This window comes from Pseudonocardia yuanmonensis, from assembly GCF_039542425.1.
In the GTDB taxonomy this organism is placed as follows: domain Bacteria; phylum Actinomycetota; class Actinomycetes; order Mycobacteriales; family Pseudonocardiaceae; genus Pseudonocardia; species Pseudonocardia yuanmonensis.
On sequence record NZ_BAABIC010000007.1, the window covers coordinates 193234 to 215814 of the forward strand.

The 22581-nt window shown below is 73.8% G+C and carries 21 protein-coding genes; 19 read left to right on the forward strand and 2 right to left on the reverse strand.

Features of this window, described 5'->3' with window-relative positions:
- The 19 genes from ABD990_RS12795 (at nt 1) to ABD990_RS12885 (ending at nt 20436) form a co-directional block, all read left to right on the forward strand.
- Nucleotides 1-1248 carry a cytochrome P450 gene (locus tag ABD990_RS12795; protein ID WP_345380654.1) on the forward strand — a complete coding sequence of 416 codons (1248 nt, stop codon included), beginning with the start codon at nt 1-3 and terminating at the stop codon, nt 1246-1248.
- 38 nt (nt 1249-1286) lie between these two features.
- The gene (locus ABD990_RS12800) at nt 1287-1811 is read left to right on the forward strand and encodes a cupin domain-containing protein (protein WP_345380655.1); all 525 of its coding nucleotides are present in this window, start codon (nt 1287-1289) and stop codon (nt 1809-1811) included.
- A 116-nt stretch (nt 1812-1927) separates the two neighbouring features.
- The gene (locus tag ABD990_RS12805; protein ID WP_345380656.1) at nt 1928-3343 is read left to right on the forward strand and encodes an ABC transporter substrate-binding protein; all 1416 of its coding nucleotides are present in this window, start codon (nt 1928-1930) and stop codon (nt 3341-3343) included.
- Between the two features lies 1 nt (nt 3344).
- Nucleotides 3345-4382 (forward strand): ABC transporter ATP-binding protein, encoded by a 1038-nt coding sequence (locus ABD990_RS12810; RefSeq protein WP_345380657.1) that lies wholly within the window; start codon nt 3345-3347, stop codon nt 4380-4382.
- A gap of 3 nt (nt 4383-4385) precedes the next feature.
- A complete protein-coding gene (locus ABD990_RS12815) occupies nt 4386-5366 on the forward strand; it encodes a carbohydrate ABC transporter permease (protein ID WP_345380658.1) in 981 nt (326 codons plus the stop codon).
- A gap of 3 nt (nt 5367-5369) precedes the next feature.
- Nucleotides 5370-6260, forward strand: coding sequence for a carbohydrate ABC transporter permease (locus ABD990_RS12820; RefSeq protein WP_345380659.1), 891 nt, complete (start codon nt 5370-5372; stop codon nt 6258-6260).
- 94 nt (nt 6261-6354) lie between these two features.
- Nucleotides 6355-6810 (forward strand): hypothetical protein, encoded by a 456-nt coding sequence (locus ABD990_RS12825; protein ID WP_345380660.1) that lies wholly within the window; start codon nt 6355-6357, stop codon nt 6808-6810.
- Entirely contained in the window at nt 6810-7691 is an 882-nt protein-coding gene (locus ABD990_RS12830; protein ID WP_345380662.1) for an Fpg/Nei family DNA glycosylase, read from the forward strand. Before ABD990_RS12825 ends, ABD990_RS12830 begins: the two co-directional genes overlap by 1 nt.
- Nucleotides 7692-7696: 5 nt before the next feature.
- Complete coding sequence (locus tag ABD990_RS12835; protein WP_345380663.1) at nt 7697-8902, forward strand: sensor histidine kinase; 1206 nt, start codon at nt 7697-7699, stop codon at nt 8900-8902.
- Between the two features lie 53 nt (nt 8903-8955).
- Entirely contained in the window at nt 8956-9852 is an 897-nt protein-coding gene (locus tag ABD990_RS12840; protein WP_345380665.1) for a S49 family peptidase, read from the forward strand.
- Between the two features lie 191 nt (nt 9853-10043).
- Nucleotides 10044-10922: a LytR/AlgR family response regulator transcription factor gene (locus ABD990_RS12845; protein WP_345380666.1), complete on the forward strand. Its 879-nt coding sequence runs from the start codon at nt 10044-10046 to the stop codon at nt 10920-10922.
- Nucleotides 10919-12406: a hypothetical protein gene (locus tag ABD990_RS12850; protein WP_345380668.1), complete on the forward strand. Its 1488-nt coding sequence runs from the start codon at nt 10919-10921 to the stop codon at nt 12404-12406. The genes ABD990_RS12845 and ABD990_RS12850 overlap by 4 nt, the downstream gene beginning before the upstream one ends.
- Nucleotides 12407-12454: 48 nt before the next feature.
- Entirely contained in the window at nt 12455-14182 is a 1728-nt protein-coding gene (locus ABD990_RS12855; protein ID WP_345380669.1) for a sodium/solute symporter, read from the forward strand.
- Nucleotides 14179-15954 carry a sodium/solute symporter gene (locus ABD990_RS12860; RefSeq protein WP_345380670.1) on the forward strand — a complete coding sequence of 592 codons (1776 nt, stop codon included), beginning with the start codon at nt 14179-14181 and terminating at the stop codon, nt 15952-15954. Before ABD990_RS12855 ends, ABD990_RS12860 begins: the two co-directional genes overlap by 4 nt.
- A gap of 150 nt (nt 15955-16104) precedes the next feature.
- Nucleotides 16105-16440, forward strand: a complete 336-nt coding sequence (locus tag ABD990_RS12865; protein WP_345380671.1) for a DUF485 domain-containing protein — start codon at nt 16105-16107, stop codon at nt 16438-16440.
- Nucleotides 16437-18047, forward strand: a complete 1611-nt coding sequence (locus ABD990_RS12870; protein WP_345380672.1) for a solute symporter family protein — start codon at nt 16437-16439, stop codon at nt 18045-18047. The genes ABD990_RS12865 and ABD990_RS12870 overlap by 4 nt, the downstream gene beginning before the upstream one ends.
- A 112-nt stretch (nt 18048-18159) precedes the next feature.
- On the forward strand, nt 18160-18486 hold the full coding sequence (locus ABD990_RS12875; protein ID WP_345380673.1) for a rhodanese-like domain-containing protein: 327 nt from the start codon (nt 18160-18162) through the stop codon (nt 18484-18486).
- A 10-nt stretch (nt 18487-18496) separates the two neighbouring features.
- Nucleotides 18497-19498, forward strand: a complete 1002-nt coding sequence (locus tag ABD990_RS12880; protein WP_345380674.1) for a DUF4328 domain-containing protein — start codon at nt 18497-18499, stop codon at nt 19496-19498.
- On the forward strand, nt 19498-20436 hold the full coding sequence (locus tag ABD990_RS12885) for a DUF5926 family protein (protein ID WP_345380675.1): 939 nt from the start codon (nt 19498-19500) through the stop codon (nt 20434-20436). The genes ABD990_RS12880 and ABD990_RS12885 overlap by 1 nt, the downstream gene beginning before the upstream one ends.
- Before the next feature lie 112 nt (nt 20437-20548).
- On the opposite strand, the gene ABD990_RS12890 is transcribed toward ABD990_RS12885, so the two are convergent.
- Together ABD990_RS12890 and ABD990_RS12895 are read right to left on the reverse strand one after the other, a co-directional pair.
- Complete coding sequence (locus ABD990_RS12890) at nt 20549-21082, reverse strand: ferritin (RefSeq protein WP_345380676.1); 534 nt, start codon at nt 21080-21082, stop codon at nt 20549-20551.
- A 25-nt stretch (nt 21083-21107) separates the two neighbouring features.
- The gene (locus ABD990_RS12895) at nt 21108-21914 is read right to left on the reverse strand and encodes a CPBP family intramembrane glutamic endopeptidase (RefSeq protein WP_345380678.1); all 807 of its coding nucleotides are present in this window, start codon (nt 21912-21914) and stop codon (nt 21108-21110) included.
- Nucleotides 21915-22581: the final 667 nt, after the last annotated feature.

Sequence of the window (22581 nt, forward strand, 5' to 3'; positions counted from 1 at the left end):
GTGGCACGACCGACGGTGGTGGAGAACGTCTTCGATCCCCGGGTGTTCGCCCGCGGCGTGCCGCACGAGGCACTGCGGCGGCTGCGGGACGGGAGCCCGGTGTCCTGGCAGGAGGAGCACGAGGTCGGCATCTGGCCCGCCGGACCGGGCTACTGGGCGGTGACCCGCTACGACGACGTCCGGCACGTGCTGCGCACCCCGGCCGACTTCTCGTCCGCGCTCGGGGCCACGCAGATCCGCGACCCCGACCCGGCCGACCTGCCCTTCATCCGCCGGATGATCCTCAACATGGACCCGCCCGAGCAGGTCCGCCTGCGCACCCTCGTGACGGGCGCGTTCACCCGACGCCGGCTGGAGCGGTTCGCCGCGACCGTCCGCGAGCGCGCCGCCGCCCTGCTCGACGCCGTGGCGGAGCGGGGGAGCTGCGACCTGCCCGTCGACGTCACGGACGACTTCCCGCTGCAGAACCTCGCCGACCTGCTCGGTGTGCCCGCCGCGGACCGGGCGCAGCTGCTGCACTGGACGAACCGGGTGATCGGCTACCAGGACCCCGAGCACGCCCACGTCGTGCTCGACGCCGACGGCCGCCCGGTCAACCCGCGCTCGCCCGCCCAGCTCGCGGACATGTTCGGCTACGCCGAGGAGCTCGCCGAGGCCAAGCGCCGGCACCCGGCCGACGACGTCATGACCGCCCTGGTCCAGGCGGAGGTCGACGGCGAGCGGCTCACCGACGCCGAGCTCAAGATGTTCTTCTTCCTGCTGGTGATCGCGGGCAACGACACCGTCCGCAGCGCCCTGCCCGGCGGTGTGCTGGCGCTGGTCGAGCACCCGGAGGAGTACGCGCGGCTGCGCGCCGAACCGGAGCTGCTGCCCTCGGCGATCGAGGAGATGCTGCGCTGGCACCCGCCGGTGCTGACCTTCCGCCGCACCGCGACCCGGGACCTCGAGCTCGGCGGGCAGGCGATCGCGGCGGGGGACAAGGTCGTCGTCTACCACGTGTCCGCGCACTACGACGAGCGGCACTTCCCGGACCCGCACCGCTTCGACCCCGGGCGCACTCCCAACGACCACCTCGCCTTCGGGCAGGGCCCGCACCTGTGCCTCGGCGCGGCGTTCGCCCGGCTGCAGATGCGCGAGTTCCTGGGCGAGTTCCTCACCCGGCTGCCCCAGGTGGAGCTCGCGGGCGAGCCGCGCCGGCTGACCTCGAACTTCATCAACGGCCTCACCCGGCTGCCGCTGCGCTGGTGACCCCCGTCTAGTCTCCGCCGCACGCGATCACGGGAGGCGTGCCAGTGGGTCGGACGGGCCGGATCGGGAGTGCGGTCACGGGGTTCGCGGCGGTGCTGGCGCTGGCCGGGTGCGCGCAGCCGGGGCAGCTCGGGCAGCCCGCGCCCACCCCGGCGCCCGCCGCCGCCCCGGACACGGCCGTCGCGGCCCCCGCCGGGCCGCAGGTCGTCGGGCGCGGCGTCGTCGACGTCCCGCTGCGCTTCCGGACCCCCGCGAACGCCGACTACGCGGTGCGGACCCTCGACCTCGACCCGGGCGAGGCGCTGGGCTGGGAGACCCACCCGGGCACCGAGCTGACCCTGCTCGACGCCGGGCAGGTCGCCGTGCAGGAGGGCGGGGCGTGCGCGCCGCGGGTCCTCGCGCCGGGCCAGGTCGCCGTCGTCGGCGAGGGGGTGGCGCACGTCGTGCGGAACACCGGCACGGAGCCCGCCCGGCTGGTCGTCACCACGTTCCTGGCCCAGGGTGTCCCGGAGGCGACCCCGGTGCCCCCGGCCTGCCCGGAGGAGCCGGCGCCGACCGGCTGAGGGTCCGCTGGCCCGGACGTCGGACATAACGATCCGATTCACCTCCGGCCCGTGTCCCGCGGCGCGCCCTTACCATCGCGCGATCTGAGCCGACGACGTCTCAGGAGCGTGGTCCGATGGCGAACGGGTTCGAGTTCGACCGGCGACGGTTCCTCCAGGTCAGCGGGCTGGCGGCGCTCGGGGGAGCGCTGGTCGCCTGCGGGGGCGGCGGGGGCGGGGGTGCTCCGGCACCACCCACCCAGGCCGCGCCGCCGGGCACCTTCACGGAGCCGGCCTCCCGGCTGAGCGGTGGCCTCTCCATCCTGATGTGGAGCCACTTCGTGCCGGCGCACGACGCCTGGTTCGACCCGTGGGTGAAGGACTGGGGGTCGCGGGTCGGGGTGGCCGTGACCGTCGACCACATCAACTACGCCGAGCTGCCCGCCCGGACGCAGGCCGAGATCCAGGCGAAGCAGGGCCACGACCTGATCATGCACATCGCCCCGGTGCCGCAGTACGAGCCGAGCGTGCTCGACCTCACGGACGTCGTGACCGAGGCGGAGAAGCGGCACGGCGGCCAGCTGGACCTGTGCCGCCGGTCCAGCCTCAACCCGACGACCAGGAAGTTCTTCGCCTACGCCCCCGCCTGGGTGCCGGACCCGGGCGACTACCGGCAGAGCCTCTGGGCGCCCGTCGGTCTGGCGAACGGCCCCGTCACCTGGGACGACCTGCTGCGCGGCGGCGCGGAGATCAAGCGCAACCAGGGCGTGCAGCTCGGCGTGGGGATGTCGCAGGAGATCGACTCCAACATGGCCGGCCGGGCGCTGCTGTGGTCGTACGGGGCCTCGATCCAGAACGAGGCCGAGGAGGTCGTCCTGAACTCCCCGGAGGCCGTCGAGGCCGTCGAGTTCATGAGCCGGCTCTACCGCGAGGCGATGACGCCGGAGGTGTTCTCCTGGAACGCGGCGTCGAACAACCAGGGCCTCGCCGCCGGGCAGCTGTCGTACATCCTCAACTCGATCTCGGCGTGGCGGACCTCCCAGGAGACCGACCCCGAGACCGCGAACGACATCTTCTTCACCGCCCCGCTGCGCGGTCCCGCGGACGCCCGCGCCGCCAGCCACGTCATGTACAACTGGATCGTCCCGAACCACGCGGTCAACCCGGCGGCGGCCAAGGAGTTCCTGCTCCACTACACGGCCAACCTCGACGTCGTCGCCTGGCAGTCGAAGCTCTACGACTTCCCCGCGTTCCCGGACGTGGTGCCCGACCTGAAGAAGTGGCTCGAGACCGATCCCTTCGGCGCCCAGCCCCCGGGCAAGCTCGCGCTGCTCGGCGACGCGGTGAACTGGAGCACCAACGTCGGCTACCCGGGCACCGCGAACACGGCCGAGGGCGAGGTCTTCGCGACGTTCGTCATCCCGAACATGTTCGCCCGGGCGGCCCGCGGGGAGGTCAGCGCCCAGCAGGCGGTGGCCGACGCCGAGGCGCAGGTCCGGCCGATCTTCGACAACTGGCGGGCCCGCGGCCTCATCGGCACCGGCGGGCGCTGACGTGGCCACGGTCGAGGTCCGCGACCTGCACAAGCACTTCGACGGCGGGCGGGTGCGCGCCATCGACGGGGTGGACGTCGCGACGGGTGACGGCGAGTACCTGGTGCTGCTGGGCCCGTCGGGCTGCGGCAAGACCACCCTGCTGCGCACCATCGCCGGGCTGGAGGAGCCCTCGAGCGGCGACGTCGTGATCGACGGCCAGGTGGTCACCGGGCTGCCGCCGCGGGCGCGGCGGATCGCGATGGTGTTCCAGAGCTACGCGCTCTACCCGCACAAGAGCGTGCTGGCCAACATCGTGTTCCCGCTCCGCGCCGCCGGGGTCCCGCACGCCGAGCGCGAGGAGAAGGCCCGGCGCGCCGCGGGGGTGCTGGGGATCGACCACCTGCTCGACCGCAAGCCGCGCCAGCTCTCCGGGGGTGAGCGGCAGCGGGTGGCGCTGGCCAGGGCACTGGTCAGGGACCCCTCGGTGTTCCTGCTCGACGAGCCGCTCTCCAACCTCGACGCCAAGCTGCGCACCAGCGCCCGCGACGAGCTCAAGCGGTTCCAGCAGGACATCGGGGCGACGACGGTCTACGTCACGCACGACCAGAGCGAGGCGATGGGGCTCGGGGACCGGATCGCGGTGATGTCCCAGGGCCGGGTGCGCCAGATCGGCAGGCCGGTGGACGTCTACGACGACCCGGCGGACACCTTCGTCGCCACCTTCATCGGCTCGCCCCCGATGAACCTCGTGCCGCGCGGGGACGTGCTGGTGGGCTTCCGTCCCGAGCACCTGCTGCCCGTCGAGAACGTGCCCGGCGAGCGCGTCACGGTGACGCTGGAGGTGCAGCGGATGGAGTACCTGTCCGGCGACCGCCACGTCTACGGCACGGTCGACCTGGGCGCGGGGCCGACCCGCGTGATCGCCCGGCTGCCGGCGACCGTCGACACGCCCCTCGAGGCGGGGGAGCGCCACGACTTCGCGGTGCCCGCGCGCCGGCTGCGGTTCTTCGACGAGGACTCCGGCCTGCGCACCGAACCCGTCCCGGTCCGGACCTGAGCGATGACCGGGCCACGCGGAGCACCGCCGGCGGACACGCGGCCCGCCGGTGCCACCGGGGTCGTCCCGGAACGGCCGCGGCGCGCACCCGCGCGGTACCGCCGCCGGATCGCCGACCGGGACGGGGCGCTCGCCTGGCTGTTCCTGGCCCCCGCGGTGGTCTACATCCTCGCGCTGGTCGGGCTGCCGTTCCTGCTCGCGGTGGCGTTCAGCTTCTCCGACGTCACCGGCGGGGACCCGAGCTTCGACTGGGTGGGGCTGCAGAACTTCGAACGGATCTTCGCCGACCCCGTGTTCTGGCGTTCGCTGCGCAACACGCTCGTCTTCACCGCGGTGTCGATGTTCTTCATCGTGCTGTGCGGGAAGGTGCTCGCGAACGTGCTGATCGCGGACTTCCGCGGCCGGTGGCTGGTGCGCTTCCTCGTGCTGCTGCCCTGGACCACGCCGGTGGCGCTGTCCACGATCACCTGGCTCTGGATGCTGGACTCGGTGTTCTCGCCGATCGACTGGGTGCTGCGGCAGGTCGGCCTGATCCAGGCGAACCTCTTCTACCTGGGCCGGCCGACGCTGGCCATGGCGTCCGTGATCGCGGTGCACGTCTGGCGGCTCGTGCCGCTGGCCGCGGTGATCATGATGGCGGGCCTGCTGTCGATCCCGAAGGACGTCCAGGAGCAGGCCCTGGTCGACGGCGCGGGCTGGTGGCGGCGGATGGTCGAGATCACGATCCCGCTCACCGCGCCCGTCATCGCCATCTCGGCGCTGTTCGGGGCGATCTTCACCTTCACCGACATGACGGTCGTCTACGTCCTCACCCGGGGCGGCCCGACCAACGAGACGCAGGTGCTCGCCAGCTGGGCGTTCTTCCGCGGCATCGAGGGCAGCGACATCGGGCAGGGCGCGGCGATCGCGCTGTTCCTGTTCCCGCTGCTGCTCGCGGCGGCGATCGCGATCCTGCGCGCGGTCCGCCGGATGGAGGTGAGCTGAGCCGTGGCCGGACCGGGGACGTTCGTCGTGACCGAGGCCGACCGGCGCCGCTACGCCTGGCGGCACCGGGCCGCCCGCGCGACGCTCTACGTGCTCGCGGTGCTGTCCGCGCTGCTCGCCGCCGGCCCGTTCGTCTGGGCGGCGATCACCGCGTTCAAGCAGGACAGCGACCTCTACCGGCGGCGCAACAACCCGTTCGTCTACAACGAGACGCCGACGCTCGACCACCTCCGGCTGCTGTTCGGCCGCACCGCCTTCGCCACGTTCGCCTGGAACACGCTGTGGGTGGGCCTGCTCGTCGTCCTGATCACGCTCGTGCTCGCGCTGCCGGCCGCGTACAGCCTGGCCCGCCTCGACCGCCCGTGGGCGGGCCGGGCGGGCATCGCGATCTTCTTCGTCTACCTCGTGCCGCCGACGCTGCTGTTCCTCTCGCTGTCCCGGCTCGTCGTGGCCCTCGGGCTGCAGGACTCCACGTGGTCGCTCGTCGTCATCTACCCGACGATCACGGTGCCGGTCTCCGTGTGGCTGCTCCTCGGGTTCCTCAAGACGATCCCGAAGGACATCGAGGAGCAGGCCATGGTCGACGGCTACAGCCGGGTGGGCGCGATGGTGCGCGTCGTCGTGCCGCTGCTGCTGCCCGGGCTCGTCGCCGTGGTCGTGTTCGCGTTCACGCTCACGGCCAGCGAGTTCATCTATGCCCTCGCGTTCATCTCGCCCAGCGCCGAGAAGGTGATCAGCACGGGCGTGCCCACCGAGCTCATCCGCGGGGACGTGTTCTTCTGGCAGTCGCTGCAGGCGGCCGCCGTCCTGGTCGCGGTGCCGATCGCGCTGGTGTTCACCCTCTTCCTCGACCGCTTCGTCGCCGGGTTCACCCAGGGCGCGGTGAAGGGGTGAGCGGGCGCGCGGCCGGATGGAAGAGGGGGCGCCGCGACCCCCCGATGTGGGACGATGGATCGCGTCGGGGACCCTTTTCGACCGGGCGGAGTGCATGGCGAGGAAGACCGTGACCGCCAACGACGGGCGGACGTGGGAGGTCAGCAGGCGCATCGACTGGTCGCCGCCCGCGGTCGGCGACGAGTTCGAGCACGACGTCGACGGCGGTCGTGGGGCCGTCGTGATGGTCGTCTGCGCGCTGATCGTGTTCAGCGTCGCCATCGTGGCCTGGCCGTTGCTGGCGCAGTCCCAGGTGTACGTGCCGGCGGCCTACTGGGTCGCCGCGGTCGTGATCCTCGGGTTCTTCCCGGTCCGCTGGTGGCTGCGCCGGCCGTGGAAGATCGTCGCGGAGACGGACGGGCACTACGGCACCGACGCCGGGCGCGAGCACTGGGTGGGCAAGGTCCGCGGGATCAGCCGCGCCCAGGAGGAGATGCGCGTGGTCGTGCTGTCGCTGCGCCAGCGTGGCACCCCCGGCCACGCCGACAGCCCCCTGCAGCCGGTCAACTGATGCCGGAGCTCCCCGAGGTCGAGGCACTCGCCCAGCACCTGCGCGACCACGCCCTGTACCGGCCGGTCGCGCGCGTCGACGTGGCCAGCACGAGCGTGCTCAAGACCTTCGACCCGCCGGTGTCCGCGCTGGCCGGGCGGGTGGTCACCGGCGCGAGCCGGTTCGGCAAGTTCCTGTCGGTGGACGTCGAGGACCGGCGGGACGAGCCCGGCCTGCACCTGGTCACGCACCTGTCCCGGGCCGGGTGGCTGCGCTGGCACGACCAGGCCGCCGCCACGCCGCCGAAGCCCAGCGGGCGCGGCCCGCTCGCGCTGCGGGTGCACCTCGACGTCGTCGGCGGACCGGGCTTCGACCTCACCGAGGCGGGGACCCAGAAGCGGCTGGCGGTATACCTGGTGCACGACCCGCAGGAGGTCCCGGGCATCGCGAAGCTGGGACCGGACGCCCTCGACCTCGACCGCGCCGGGTTCGGCGCGCTGCTCGCGGGGCGCTCCGAGCGGATCAAGAACCTGATCACCGACCAGAAGGTGCTCGCCGGCATCGGCAACGCCTACAGCGACGAGATCCTGCACACCGCGCGGCTGTCCCCCTACGCCGTCTCGGGACGGCTCGACGAGGGCAAGGTCGACGACCTGTACGAGGCGATGCGGACCGTGCTCACGGACGCGGTGGACCGCTCCGTCGGGCAGCGGGCCGCCTCGCTGAAGGGCGAGAAGCGCTCCGGCCTGCGGGTGCACGCGCGGACGGGGCTGCCCTGCCCGGTGTGCGGCGACACCGTGCGGGAGGTGTCGTTCGCCGATCGGTCGTTCCAGTACTGTCCGACCTGCCAGACCGGCGGTAAACCCCTGGCCGACCGGCGGCTCTCCAGACTGGTGAGGTGACACCCGTGGCGGACGTGCTCTCGTCGCCGCTGGTGCTCGTTCTCGCGGCGGTCATCGTGGCGCTGGTCGCGGTGATCGTGGTGCTGCTCGTGCGTCGCGCCCGCCGGCACACCTTCGCGAGCCCGCTCGAGCGCGCGACCTTCTCCACGCTGCACACCGTGGCGCTCGCGGCGCCCGCGCTGCGGGACGGGCTCAACCCGAACTCCGCCGCGTACGCGCTGCCCTACCTGCGCACGCTGCTGGACACCTGCGCGCTCACCATGACCGACGCGCGCGGCGAGGTCCTGGCCTGGGACGGCGACGCGGACCAGCACAAGCCGGACGTGGTGGCCCTCGCCGACCAGGTGATCTCCACCGGCCGCCAGCAGGTGCTCTCCCACTCGGCCATCGCCTGCCAGTACCCGAGCTGCGACGTCCGCGGCATCGTCGTCGTGCCGCTGGAGAGCGACGGCGCGATCATCGGCACCCTCGCCGCGCTCACCACCGCCACCGCGGGGCCGGTGCTGCTGCGGGCCACCGCCGAGGTCGCGCGGTACGTGTCCAGCCAGCTCGAGCTGGCCGAGCTCGACGAGTCCCGCGCCCGGCTGAACCGTGCCGAGGTCCGGGCGCTGCGCGCGCAGATCTCGCCGCACTTCGTCTACAACGCGCTGACCACCATCGCGAGCTTCATCCGCACGGACCCGGTGCGCGCCCGCGACCTGCTGATCGAGTTCGCCGACTTCACCCGGTACTCCTTCCGCACCGCCGGCGAGTACACGACGCTGTCGGACGAGCTCACGAACATCGAGCGCTACATCGCGCTGGAGAAGGCCCGCTTCGGCAACCGGCTCAACATCAAGCTGCAGATCGCGCCCGAGGTGCTCAACGTCGTGCTGCCGTTCCTCGCGCTGCAGCCGCTGGTGGAGAACGCGGTGCGGCACGGCCTGTCCGGCAAGCCCAACGGCGGCACGATCACCATCACCGCCGAGAACGCCGGCGCCGAGTGCGTGATCATCGTGGAGGACGACGGCGTGGGCATGGACCCGGCCCGCCTCACCGAGGACCTCGACGACGCCCACCTGTCCGGCGCGCACGTCGGCCTCGGCAACGTCGACGACCGGATGCGCTCGGCCTTCGGCGACGACTTCGGCCTGGTGGTGGACACCGCCGTCGGCGCCGGCATGAAGATCACCCTGCGGGTGCCGAAGTTCCGCGCGGGCATCCGGGTCTGACCCGGGCCGTGCGGCTCCCGTCGCCGCCTGGCGCGGATCGGTAGCGTGTGCTCATGGACGCCCTCCGCCTGCCCGACCGTCTGACCTCGCGCCTTCCCGGACGGCTGGGGGAGAAGGGCGACGCCCCGGTCGTCCCGCTCGTGCGGCTGCACGGTGTGATCTCGCCGCAGCCCACCCCGGTGCCCCGCGCGGTGATCAACGCGGCGTCCGCGGAGAAGGTCCTGGAGCGGGCGTTCGGCGCCGAGCGGGTCGTCGCGGTGGGGCTGCTGGTCAACTCGCCCGGTGGCTCGCCGACGCAGTCCGCGCTGGTCGCGGACCGGATCCGCGGGCTGGCGGCGGAGCACGAGGTGCCGGTGCTGGCGTTCTGCGAGGACGTCGCGGCCTCCGGCGGGTACTGGCTGGCCTGCGCCGCCGACGAGATCTACGCGCACCCGACCTCGATCGTCGGCTCGATCGGCGTGATCAGCTCGGGCTTCGGGCTGGAGGGCTTCATCCAGCGGTTCGGGATCGAGCGCCGGCTGCACACCGCCGGGAAGTCCAAGTCCCGGCTCGACCCGTTCCTCCCGGAGAAGGAGGAGGACGTCGCCTGGCTGCGCGGGCTGCAGGACGAGCTGCACGACCTCTTCCGGCAGTGGGTCACCGAGCGCCGCGGTGACCGCCTGACCGGCGGCGAGGAGCTGTTCACCGGCGAGGTGTGGACCGGCGCACGGGCCCTCGAGCTCGGCCTGGTGGACGGCCTGGGCACGGCCCGGTCCGTGCTCACCGAGCGCTTCCCGGACGCGAAGCTCGCCCCGGTCGAGGGACGCAAGCCGTTGCTCGCCCGGCTGGGCCTGAACGCCCCCGCCGCGGCCCTGCCCGGAGCCCTCACCGGCGGCGGTGCGACGGACGCGGCGCTGGGCCTGGTCCAGGCGGCCGACATCAGGGCGACATGGGCGCGCTACGGTCTGTAGCCTCGCCGGCGGTGGGCGAGCCCGACGGGCCCCCGGCCCTCACCCGTTCGATCTGTAGCCGATCGGTCGCAGATTGATGAGATGCCCTGGCATCCCGCTCCGATCACCGTCACCATGGTCGGCAGGGCCGGGAGCCGCCACCGACGAGGTGCGCGCCCGGCCGCGCACCGGGAACGCAGGATGAGGAGATCGTGGACAGCACCGACAGCTCCGGAGGTCTGGTCGTCCTCGCAGTGGACGACGAACAACCGGCTCTCGAAGAACTGGCGTTCCTGCTGAACGAGGACCCGCGGGTCGGCGAGGTGCTCAAGGCCTCGGACGCGACCGAGGCGCTCCGCATCCTCAACGCCCGCAGTTCCCGGGAGAGCGTGCACGCCGCGAACGCCGCCCGCGCCGGAGGGCTCCCGCACCCGGCCGCGGGCACCCGGGTGGCCGAGAAGACGGACGTCGACGTCGTCTTCCTCGACATCCGCATGCCCGGTCTCGACGGGCTCGAGCTGGCCCGGGTCTTCTCCTCCATGGCCCAGCCGCCGGAGGTCGTGTTCGTCACGGCGCACGACGACCGCGCGGTCGACGCCTACGAGGTCGGCGCGAAGGACTACCTGCTCAAGCCGCTGCGCGAGGAGCGGCTGGCCGCGGCCCTGGACCGGATCATCGCCAACCGGGCCACCGCCGCGCCCGTCGAGCCCGCCCCGCAGGAGCGGGACGAGGACGAGGTCATCCCCGTCGAGCTCGCCGGCACCACCAAGCTCGTGCCGCGCTCCGCGGTCCGGTACGTCGAGGCCCAGGGCGACTACGCCCGGCTGCACACCACCGAGGGCAGCCACCTCGTCCGGATCCCGCTGTCGGTGCTCGAGGACCGCTGGCGGGACGCGGGGTTCGTGCGCATCCACCGCTCGTTCCTGGTGGCGCTGCCGCTGGTCACCGAGCTGCGGCTGTCCGGGTCGGGCTACGTGGTGCGGGTCGGGTCGGGCCCCGACACCGCGGAGCTGCCCGTCTCCCGCCGGCACACCCGTGAGCTGAAGGACCGCCTGGTCCGCGCGACGAAGCAGGCGTGGAGCCAGAGATGAGCACCTCCGTCGACGGCTCCCCGCCGTCGATGAGTCCCGATCCGGGGGACGACGAGGGGTCCCCTCGGCGGCGCCGCGCGGTCCCCGCCGGCGCCGAGGACTCCGGGCCGATGTGGCTGCAGGAGGAGATGCGCCGGCGGATGGACGCCAACGCGCGCTCCGGCCGGGGCCGGCACGCGCGCGACGAGGCGGACACCGAGCAGTTCGGCGTGAGCGAGCTGCGGGCCCGGGTGGCCCGCGCAGGCGCGGCCCCGCCGGGGGGCCCGGACTACACCTCCTACCCGGACTACGAGGACGACCACCCGGACGACCACGACGAGCCCTTCGGGGGACCGGAGGTCGAGCGGTTCGAGCGGGTCCTGGGCCCGGCCAGCGTGCCGCTGCGGATGCCCGCGCCCGAGGCCTACGAGGACGGGCGGGGCGGACCCCGTCCGGGGCCCGGCCCGGGATTCGGCTCCGTGCCCGGTCCCGGCGACCGGGACCCGCAGGGCCCGCCTCCCGGCCCCGGGGGGATGCGGCAGAGCGGCGCCCCCGGCAGCCCGCTGTCCCGGGCGGGCCGGCCCGCGCTGGCCCCGGACTCCCTCGGCGCCCTGCCACCGGTCGCCCGGCCCGCCGTTCCTCCCGCGCCCGCCGTTCCTCCCGCGCCCCCAGTGCCTCCCGCGCCGGCCGTGCCGCCCGCCGGGACTCCCGCCCAGCCCGGACCACCCGTGCCGCCGGTGTCCCCCGTGGGCTCGGTGCCGTCCCTGCCCCTCACGCCCCCGCCGGCCGCCCCGGGCACGCACCCGGGCAGTCACCCCGGGCTCCGGCCCCCCGTGCCGGACCCCGATCCCGAGCGCACGGACGTCGGCGTCATCCCGCCCGTCCCGGCCGTGGACCCCGAGCCGGCGTTCGAGCAGGCCGCCCCCCACACCGCCCACACGGGCCACGCCGACACGCAGGCGGGCATCGCGCAGGCAGGGACCGGGCAGGCCGTCGACCCCGCCTCCCGGCTCCCGCTCTCCGCCCGCACGGCCGGGGCTCCCTCGCCCGGCGTCGCCGCCACCGCGCCCACCACCTCCGGCGACACCGGGCCCGGGCGCCCCGTCGGCGCCCGGTTCCGGGCCGTCGAGGAGGAACCCCCCGAGGGCGTCCCGCGCCGCGTCCGCGTGGTGCTGAGCGAGCGCAAGGGCGTCGCCCGCACCGTCCGCACCGTGGTCGACGTCCAGGAGGGCACCGCCGTCGGCGAGCTGCTGCGGACGAACCTCATCGGCGGTCAGCTCGCGGTCGCGCTGCGCATCGGCGGCCTCGCCCTGCTGGTGCTCGGGCTGCTGCCCGCGGTGTTCGCGTTCTACCCCGAGCTCGGCCGCACCGAGGTGCTGGGGCTGCGGCTGCCCTGGCTGCTGCTCGGCGTGCTGGTCTACCCGTTCCTGCTGGTCCTGGGCTGGTGGCACACCAAGGCCGCCGAGAGGGTCGAGCAGAACTTCGCCGACCACGTCCAGGACTGACCCCGCCCCGCCTCCCCGCTCCCGCCCGATCCCCCTGAGAGCTCCCCGTTGCCCACCCCGTCCGTCATCGCGCTGGTCGCCATCGCCCTCGTCGGCGTCGCGTCCGTCGTCATCGGGTCGTTGGGCGTGCGCGTCGCCCGCAGCACCTCGGACTTCCTCGTCGCCTCCCGCACCGTCGGCGCCGTCCCGAACGCCGCCGCGATCTCCGGCGAGTACCTCTCCGCCGCGACCTTCCTCGGGGTCGCCGGCCTGGTGCTGCGCGAGGGCGCCACGGCGCTCTGGTACCCGATCGCCTTCTGCGCCGGGTACCTCTCGCTGCTGCTGTTCGTGGCCGCCCCGCTGCGCCGCTCCGGCGCCTACACGATCCCGGACTTCGCCGAGGCCCGGTTGCACTCGCCGCGGCTGCGCCGGCTGTGCACCGCGCTCGTGCTGCTGATCGGCTGGCTCTACCTGCTCCCGCAGCTGCAGGGCGCCGGGCTCTCGCTCACCACCCTGACCTCGCTGCCCTCGTGGGTCGGCGTGCTCGGCGCGGGTGTGCTGGTGGTGCTGTGCGTGGTGGCCGGCGGCATGCGCTCGATCACCTTCGTGCAGGCCTTCCAGTACTGGCTCAAGCTCACCGCGCTCACCGTGCCCGCGCTCGTCGCGCTGGCGCTGTTCGCCGGGGCCGACCGCGAGCTCGACCGGCCCGCCGCGCCGGAGTTCCCCGAGGCCACCACGATCGACGTCCGCACCGCGGTGCAGCTCGAGGTCGTCGCCCCCACCCCGGTCGAGGCCCGGGGCGAGGTCGACGGGGTGACGGTCGACGGCCGGCTCGTCTGGCAGCCGGGCCTGCACAGCGTGGAGGCCGGCACCGAGCTGCGGTTCGCCGCCGGCACCGGCGTGCCGGTCCCGGCCGGCACGCCGCCGACGGACCGGGAGTGGCTGGAGCCGCGGTCCGGCCCGCTGAACCTGCTCGAGATCTACTCGATCCTCGTCGCGGGCATCGCCGGCACGATGGGCCTGCCGCACGTGCTCGTCCGCTTCTACACGAACCCGGACGGCCGGGCCGCGCGCCGCACCACCGTCGTCGTGCTCGCCATGATCGGCGGGGTGTTCGTGCTGGTCACGTTGCTGGGCCTGCTCTCGCGCGCGTTCACCCCGCAGCTGCTGGTCGACGGCCGCACGGACGGCGCGGTCCTGCTCGTCCCGACCGCCGCCCTGGGCGACGGCTGGGCGGGCTGGCTGCTCGGCGGCCTCGTGTCCGCCGGCGCCGCGGCCGCCTTCCTCTCGACGTCGTCGGGCCTGGTCGTGAGCCTCGCCGGCGTACTGTTCACGGACGTGCTGAAGGGACGGTTGCGGGACTTCCGGCTCGCCGCCCTGCTGTCCGCGATCATCCCGATCGCGCTCGCGCTGGCCGTCACGCGGCTGGACCTGGCGCTCACGGTGCCGCTCGTCTTCGCGGTCTCCGCCGCCACCTTCTGCCCGCTGCTGGTGCTGGGCGTGTGGTGGCGTGGGCTCACCCCCGCCGGCGCGACGGCCGGGCTGGTCGTCGGCGGGGTGCTCTCGGCCGTCGGCGTCGGGTTCGCGCTGGCCGGGACCGTGCCGGAGGGTGCCGTGGGCGTGCTGCTGCTGCGGCCCGCCGCCGTCGCCGTGCCGCTGGCCTTCCTCACCATGGTCGTGGTCAGCCGGGCGACCCGCCGCACGGTACCGATCGACGCCGAGCGCACCCTGCTGCAGCTGCACGCGCCCGAACGCCTCGGCCTCTCCCGCGACCGGCTGCACCGGGAACCCTCGTGAGCGCCACGGCCGTCGCCGCCCTCACCGCGATCCTGCTGGTCGCGGTGGCCTCGACGGTTATCGGGACGATCGGCCACCGGTCCCGCCGGACGTCGGACTTCCTCGTCGCCTCGCGCACGGTCCGGCCGGCCGCGAACGCCGGCGCGATCTCCGGCGAGTACCTGTCCGCCGCCTCGTTCCTCGGCGTGGCCGGGCTCGTGCTCCGGGACGGCGTCGACGCGCTCTGGTACCCGGTCGGCTACACCGCGGGATACCTGTCGCTGCTGCTGTTCGTGGCCGCCCCGCTGCGCCGCTCGGGCGCCTACACCGTGCCGGACTTCGCCGAGCTCCGCCTGCGCTCGGCCGCGCTGCGCCGGATCTGCAGCGTGTTCGTGCTGGTCATCGGCTGGCTCTACCTGCTGCCGCAGCTGCAGGGCGCGGGGCTCACGGTGAACGTGGTGACCGGGCTGCCCACCTGGATCGGCTCCACGGCGGCCGGGGTGATCGTGGTCGCGACGGTGGTGCTGGGCGGGATGCGCTCGGTGACCTTCGTGCAGGCCTTCCAGTACTGGCTCAAGCTCACCGCGCTGGCCCTGCCCGCGATCGTCGCGCTGCTCTTCTTCCTCGGCAGCGGCCACACCTTCGACCGGCCGCAGGCGCCGGACTTCCGCGAGCGCACCACCGTCACCGTCGACACGGACGTGCAGCTCGACACCGGCGGGCCGACCCGGGTGGAGGTCGGCCCGGCGGGCGGCGAGGTCGACGGCGCCGCGGTGCCGCCCGGCACCGTGCTCAGCTGGGGGCCCGGCACCCGGCACCAGGTCGCTGCCGGCTCCGAGCTGGTGTTCCCGGCCGGCTCGCCCGTGCCGACGGCGGCCGGTCGGCCGACCACGGACGCCCATTGGCTCACCCCGCTGGCCGGCGACGGACCGCACCAGCTGCTCGCCATCTACTCGCTGATCGTGGCGACCCTGCTCGGCACGATGGGCCTGCCGCACATCCTCGGGCGCTTCTACACCAACCCGGACGGCGGGGCCGCCCGCCGCAGCGCGGTGATCGTGCTGGCCATGCTCGGGGTGTTCTACGTGCTGGTCACGCTGATCGGGGCGCTGTCGCGCTTCTACACCCCGCAGCTGCTGGTCTCCGGCCCCACGGACGCGGCCGTGCTCCTGCTGCCCACCGCCGTGCTCGGCAGCGGCGCGGCCGGGGCGATCCTGGGCGGCGTCGTCGCCGCGGGCGCGTGGGCGGCGTTCCTGTCGACGTCGTCGGGCCTGCTGGTCAGCCTCGCCGGCGTGCTGTCCACGGACGTGCTGCGCGGCCGGTCGGTGGCGGACATGCGGATCGCCGACTTCCGCATCACCACCGTGCTCGCCGGCGCGGCCCCGGTCGCGCTCGCCCTCGGCGTCGAGCAGCTCGACTTCGCCGAGACGGTGGCACTGGCCTTCGCCGTGGCCGCGTCGACCTTCTGCCCGCTGCTGGTGCTGGGCGTGTGGTGGCGCGGGCTGACCGCGAGGGGCGCGATCTGCGGGATCCTCGCCGGCGGGATCCTCTCGGCCGGGGCCGTGTCGGTGAGCCTGGCCGGGATCGGCGGCGCGGGCTGGGCGGGCGTCCTGCTCTACCGGCCCGCGATCGTCACCGTGCCGATGGCGTTCCTCGTGATGATCGTCGTCAGCCTGGCCACGCGGAAGCACCGCCCGGCCAACACGGACGCCCTCCTGCTGCGGCTGCACGCGCCGGAACGCCTCGGCCTCTTCCGCGAGCGCATCGAGGGCTCGGGCCGACCGCCCGTCTGACGGTGAGGCGGGCCGGCCGTTCACGTGCCGTCAGGGGAACGACACGGACGGTTTCGCCACGGAACCGTCTCGATCCGCGCCGCGGCTCGTTCGCCGTGTAGTGGATCCGGCGCCGGAGGAGGGCGCCGGACACGCACGGAAGGACTTCTCATGAGCACCACCGGGCAGCGGAGCGCCGACGGAACGGTCTACCAGCGGGTCCAGGCGAGCCCGGAGTTCGGGGACCTGCGGCGCCGGCTGCGCCGGTTCGTCTTCCCGATGAGCGCGCTCTTCCTGATCTGGTACCTGGTCTACGTCCTGCTGGCCTCGTACGCACCCGCCTTCATGGCGACCAAGCTGGCCGGCAACGTCACCGTCGGCCTGCTGATCGGCCTGCTCCAGTTCGTCTCGACGTTCCTCATCACCACGCTGTACGTGCGGTTCGCCGACCGGTCGCTCGACCCGGCCGCGGAGAGCATCCGCCGCGAGATCGAGGGGGAGGCGTGACGAGGCACCTCGCGCAGGGCACCACGGTCGGCAGCGTCGGCCTCAACATCGGCATCTTCGCGGTGTTCGTGCTGCTCACGCTGGTGGTCGTCTACCGCGCCAGCCGCAGCAACCGCACCGCCTCGGACTACTACGCCGCCGGCCGCTCCTTCAGCGGCTCGCAGAACGGCATCGCCATCTCCGGCGACTACCTGTCGGCGGCGTCGTTCCTCGGCATCGCCGGGGCCATCGCGGTCTACGGCTACGACGGCTTCCTCTACTCGATCGGCTTCCTCGTCGCCTGGCTGGTGGCGTTGCTGCTGGTCGCGGAGCTGCTGCGCAACACCGGCAGGTTCACGATGGGCGACGTCCTGAGCTTCCGGATGCGTCAGCGCCCGGTCCGGGCCGCCGCGGCGACCTCGACGCTGGTCGTGTCGTTCTTCTACCTGATCGCGCAGATGGCGGGCGCGGGCGGGCTGATCGCGCTGCTGCTGCAGATCCCGAACTCGAACAGGCTCGGGCAGGCGGTCGTCATCGCCGTCGTCGGTCTCGTCATGATCGCGTACGTGCTGGTCGGCGGCATGAAGGGCACGACCTACGTGCAGATCATCAAGGCCGCGCTGTTGGTGGTGGGCGCGTTCGTGATGACCTTCTGGGTGCTCGGCAAGTACGGGCTGAACCTCTCGGCCCTGCTCGGCGGCGCGGTGGAGCGGTCGTCGAGGGGCGAGGCCCTGCTGGCGCCGGGCCTGCAGTACACGAACAAGATCGACTTCATCTCGCTCGGCATCGCGCTGGTGCTCGGCACCGCCGGTCTGCCGCACATCCTGATGCGCTTCTACACGGTCCCGACGGCCAAGGAGGCCCGCAGGTCCGTGGTGTGGGCGATCTGGCTGATCGGCGTGTTCTACCTGTTCACGCTGGTCCTGGGCTACGGCGCCGCCGCGCTGGTGGGGCCGGACGTGATCGCGGCGGCGCCGGGCGGGGTCAACTCGGCCGCGCCGCTGTTGGCCTTCCAGCTCGGCGGGGAGATCCTGCTCGGGCTGATCTCGGCCATCGCGTTCGCGACGATCCTCGCGGTCGTCGCCGGGCTGACGATCACGGCGTCGGCCTCCTTCGCGCACGACGTCTACGCGAACGTCCTCAAGAAGGGACGGACATCGCCGGGCAGCGAGGTGAAGGTGGCCCGGCGCACCGCGCTGCTCGTCGGCGTCGTCGGGATCGCGGGCGGCATCCTGGCCAACGGCCAGAACGTCGCCTTCCTCGTGGCGCTGGCGTTCGCGGTGGCCGCGTCGGCGAACCTGCCGACCATCCTGTACTCGCTGTTCTGGAAGCGGTTCAACACCATGGGTGCGCTCTGGAGCATCTACGGCGGCCTCGCCGTCTGCATCGTGCTCATCGTGTTCTCGCCGGCCGTCTCCGGCAGCCCGACCGCGATGATCAAGGGCGCGGACTTCGCGTGGTTCCCGCTGTCGAACCCGGGCATCGTGTCCATCCCGGTGTCGTTCCTGCTCGGCGCGATCGGCACGGTCGTGGGCCGGCGCGAGCCCTTCGACCCGGAGAAGTACGCCGAGATGGAGGTCCGCTCGCTCACCGGTGCCGGGTCGGAGAAGGCCACCGTCGAGGTCTGACCGCTGAACGAACGGCACCCTCGCTCAGTAGGAGTGAGCGAGGGTGCCGTTCGTGCGTCCAGGGGCCGGGCGTTCACGGCCGGCTGACGGGACCGGGTGCCATCATGGGCACATGAGCAGCGTTCCGTCCGTGCCCGTCGCGGACCTGCCGGAGGACGTCGCCATGCTCGACGTCCGCGAGGCCGACGAGTGGGCCGCCGGCCGGGCCCCCGGCTCCCGGCACCTCCCCATGTCCGAGCTCGCCCAGCGGATCGCCGAGGTCCCGGGCGACGAGCCCCTGTACGTCGTGTGCCGCTCCGGCGGCCGGTCCGCGCGCGTCGTGGCCTACCTTGCCCAACAGGGCTACCCGGCCGTGAACGTCGACGGCGGCATGCAGGCGTGGGCCGGCTCCGGCCGCGAGATCGTCGCCGACCCGGACCGGACCCCCGAGATCATCTGAGCGGGACCGGTTGAGCCCCACCCCGGACGCCGCGCCCGCCGGACCGGCGGGCGGCGCCGCCGTGCGCCCGCCCGCCTGCTCGCGCTGCGGGCGGGTCGCGCCGCCCGGGGCCGGGCCCTTCTGCCCGTACTGCGGCCGCTACCTCGCCCCGCTGGCCTGGGTCGCCGAGCCGCCACCGGACGGGCGGCCGCGCCCGCCCGTGCGTCCGCGGTTCCGCTACACCGGCCCGCCGCGCTACCGCGAGGTGCCGCGCTGGGGCTTCCCGCCGCTGCCGTGGCGGGCCGAGCCCGAGGCGGAGGGAGTGCCGCCGCTCGAACGGGCCCGGCGCATCGCCCACCCGCTGGACGTCCTGCTGCGGGTCACCGCCGCCGTCGCCGTGGTGGCCGGGCTCGCGGAGATCCTGCGCTACGTCCTGCTCGTGCTGAGCCGCTCGGACGCGTTGCCGGCCGGGCTGGTCGCCTTCTCCGACGCCGCCGTCGCGTTCGGCGGCTGGGCCTCGCTCGCCGGGCTGGTCGGGTGCGGGGTCCTGATGGTGCTCTGGACACTGCGCGCCCGCGAGGTCGCGGCCGAGCGGACCGGCACGATGCCCGTCCGGCCCGTCCTCGCCGTCGTCGCCGGGTGGGTGGTGCCCGGGCTCAACCTGTCGTTGCCGGGCTCGCTGCTCGCCGAGATCGAGCACGCCGGGCTGGACCGCCCGCCCGCCGAGCGCCCGCGACCGTCGCGGCTGCTGCTGGTGTGGTGGGCGGTGTGGGCGGCCGGGGTGGTGCTCGGCGTCGTCGTGGTCCTGTGGTCCTTCCGCGACGGGGTCCAGGCGATGGCCGACGGGGTCCTCCTGCACGCGCTGCTCGACCTGCTCGCCGCCGCGACCGCGCTGGTCACGGTGCGGGTGCTGCGATACCTGACGGCGCTGCTGGAGCCGCCCCGCCCGGTGCGGCGCGAGCTGCTCGTCGCCGTGCGGCCGCCGGGACCGGCGGCGGACCGCGGCGCGTCCGACGCTACGGTGGCGCCCTGATGGCCAAGAAGAACCGCGACAAGTCCGGCGCCGCGACCGGCGAGAACCCGCGCCGCCCCTGCCCCTGCGGCTCGGGCAAGCGGTACAAGGCGTGCCACGGCGCCGGCGACGACGTGATCGTCACCCGGCCCTTCGAGGGGCTCGCCGCCGAGCCGGACCTCGTCGCGATGCGCGAGTTCCTGCCGTCGGCCGTCGCCCCGCTCCCGCTGCGCGAGGCCGGCGAACGCACGGTCCGGCTGGCCACGGTGCTGCCGGGTGCCTCCGCGGCGCTCGTGCGGCCGGACGGGGAGATCCTGCTCGGCATGCAGGTCCAGACCCGCTCGGGCGACCTGTCCGCCGACCTGGCCAAGGCGCTGCGCTGGGCCGAGGCGGCCGAGCCGGGGTCCGCGCTGCCCGTCGTCGGGCCCGGGGTGGGCGGGGGCGAGCTCGTCCGGCTGCAGGACCTGCTGGTCGCCGACGCGGAGCTCGACCTCGAGCTGCACCAGGACTTCGCCTGGTGGGTGGCGTCGGACGGCGAGGAGCCCAGCGCCGAGGTCGCCGCGACGATCGAGCGCGCCAACGCCGTGATCATGCCGACCGAGGCGCTCACCGGCGAGGGTGTCCGCGCCGCCTACTGGGTCGACACCGGCTCCAAGGCGCACGTGCGCTGGGTGCGGCCGGAGGCCGAGGACGCGCTGATGGCGGCCCTCGCCCGGCTGCAGGCGGCCGGCGAGCTGGACCTCGGCGAGGGCAGCCGCTACGCGGGCGCCTTCCGCGCGCACGGCCTGCTCGTGCCGGTGTGGGACGTCGACCGCGAGATGCACGCCAAGGAGTGGGCGGCTCCGGCCGCCGCCTTCGCGACGCGGCTCTCGCAGGCACTGGCCTCCACGGACGAGCTGACGACCACCGAGCGCTCCGCCCGGGACGCCCTCGCGGGCAAGCAGATCACCCTCCGCTGACCGCAGTACGGAACCGTGACGCGATTCTGAGCGCGGATTGTGCGCAGTGGGGAACCATGATGCGATTCTCGGCTCGGATTTTCGCGCATCATGGTTCCCTGATGCGGATTCTTCAGACGCGGCCGCCGGCGACGGGCGGGGCGGAGGGGTCCGCCGCCTCGCCCCTGGGGAGCTCGCGGGCCACGAAGTCCTCGATGTGGAAGAGGTTGTCGCCGGCCCGGCGCACCACGGTGAGCAGCGTCGACATGGAGGCGACCTCCTCGACCTGCTCCTTGAGGAACCACTGCATGAACTGCTCGCCGAGGTAGTCGCCCTCGTCCCGGGCGGTCCGGGCCAGCGTGGTGATCTGCTCGGTGACCCGCTTCTCCTGCTCGAGCGCCAGCGCGACGACGTCCTCGACGGTCGCGAAGTCGTTGCGGACCTCGTCGATCCCCGGGATCTGCACGCGCTCGTGGGTGTCCAGGATGTACTGGACCATGCTCATCGCGTGGTTGCGCTCCTCCAGCGCCTGCGCGTAGAAGTGCGCGGCCAGCTGCGGGAGGTCCTCCCCGTCCAGCCACACCGCGACCGCCGTGTACTGCTGCGAGGCCGTGAACTCGCTGCGGATCTGGTCCTTGAGCAGGGCGAGGAACTTCGAGTCGGACACCCGGGAAGGGTAGCCTAAGGACCCGTTACGGGCGAAGGTTCGCGGGCAGCAGCGCGTACCCCACGAACGCCACGACGTCGATCACCGCGTGCGCGCCCACCAGCGGCCACAGCCGCCCGGTCCGCTGCCAGACCCGCCCGAACACCAGCCCCATCACCAGGTTCCCGACGAACCCGCCCAGCCCCTGGTACAGGTGGTACGCCCCGCGCAGCACCGCGGCCGCCAGCACCGAGCGGTCGGCCGACCAGCCCAGCTGGCGCAGCCGGGTCAGCAGGTACCCGATCATCACGATCTCCTCGGCCCAGGCGTTCGCCGCGGCCGCGAGGATCAGGACGGGGGTGCGCCACCAGACGTCGTCGAGCGTGCTGGGGGCGACGTCGAGACTGACGCCCAGCGCCCGGGCCAGCAGGAACAGGCCGAGCCCGGGGATGCCGATCAGCGCGGCCAGCCCGAGGGCGCCGAGCGCGTCCCTCGCCGGGCGCGTCCGGTCGAGCCCCACCCGGGCGAGCGGGATCCCGGCCCGGAGCAGCAGGTACGCGGCGAGCGCACCCCAGCCGACGAGCTGCAGGACCCGGACCAGCTGCAACGCGAGGTCCACCAGGTCCGCCTGGGCCGCCGGCGCGTTGAGCGCGACCTGCTGCTCGGCCAGGGGAATGGGGGCGAGCAGCGCGTCGACCAGCGAGAGCGCGCTGCGGGCCGCCGAGAGCCCGAGCGTCACCGTGAGCACCACGGCGATCTCCAGGCCGATGAGCCGGCGGGCCCGCGGGTCGGTGACCTCGGCGATCTCCGACGGCGGGGCCGCGAGCCAGCGTCCGACCCGACCTTCCGCCACATCCCGACGCTACCGCCCGCTCCCGCACCGCCGCCGCACCCCGTGATCGACGGCCGGGGAGGTCGCGCTCGGGGTGGTCGGGGGTGGAGGTGGCGCTGCAGGGTCGGAGGTGGTGCCGGGTCGGAGGTGGTGTGCCCGGTCGGAGGTGGTGCCGGGTCGAAGGTGGTGCTGGCGAACGGGACCGTCGGCGAACGGGTCCGTCGGGGGGCACCGCAATGCTCGCGGAACCGCGTGCAGGCCGGCCTCGAGCTCCACGCTGCGCGTGCCCTGCAGTCATGATCGCCGTCCGGGAGCACTCACGGCCGTATGTGGCAAGGGTCGGTCCGTAACGGTGATCATCCCTCCAGGGCGGCGGCGCCGGACTCGCTCCGCTCAGCGGCCGAGCCCGGTCCGGCGCGGTGGTGACACGGTGCTCGGACGACGCCCGAGGTCACTCGCCGGCCATGCGTGATGAATCCCGGCCTCGTGATCGTCGTCTGCGACCGCCGGTCCGTCAGATTCGTATCGGTCCCAGGCAGCGATCATGAGCGGGTGTCCGCCGCCCCGCACGCCGATCCGCGAGCATTGCAAATGTGCGCCGAAGGACCTCCGGACCCGCCGGGACAGCGCGTGCGGTGGCCACGTGAGCAGCCGGCGGCCCACGGTGATCGCGATGGAACCCTGACTT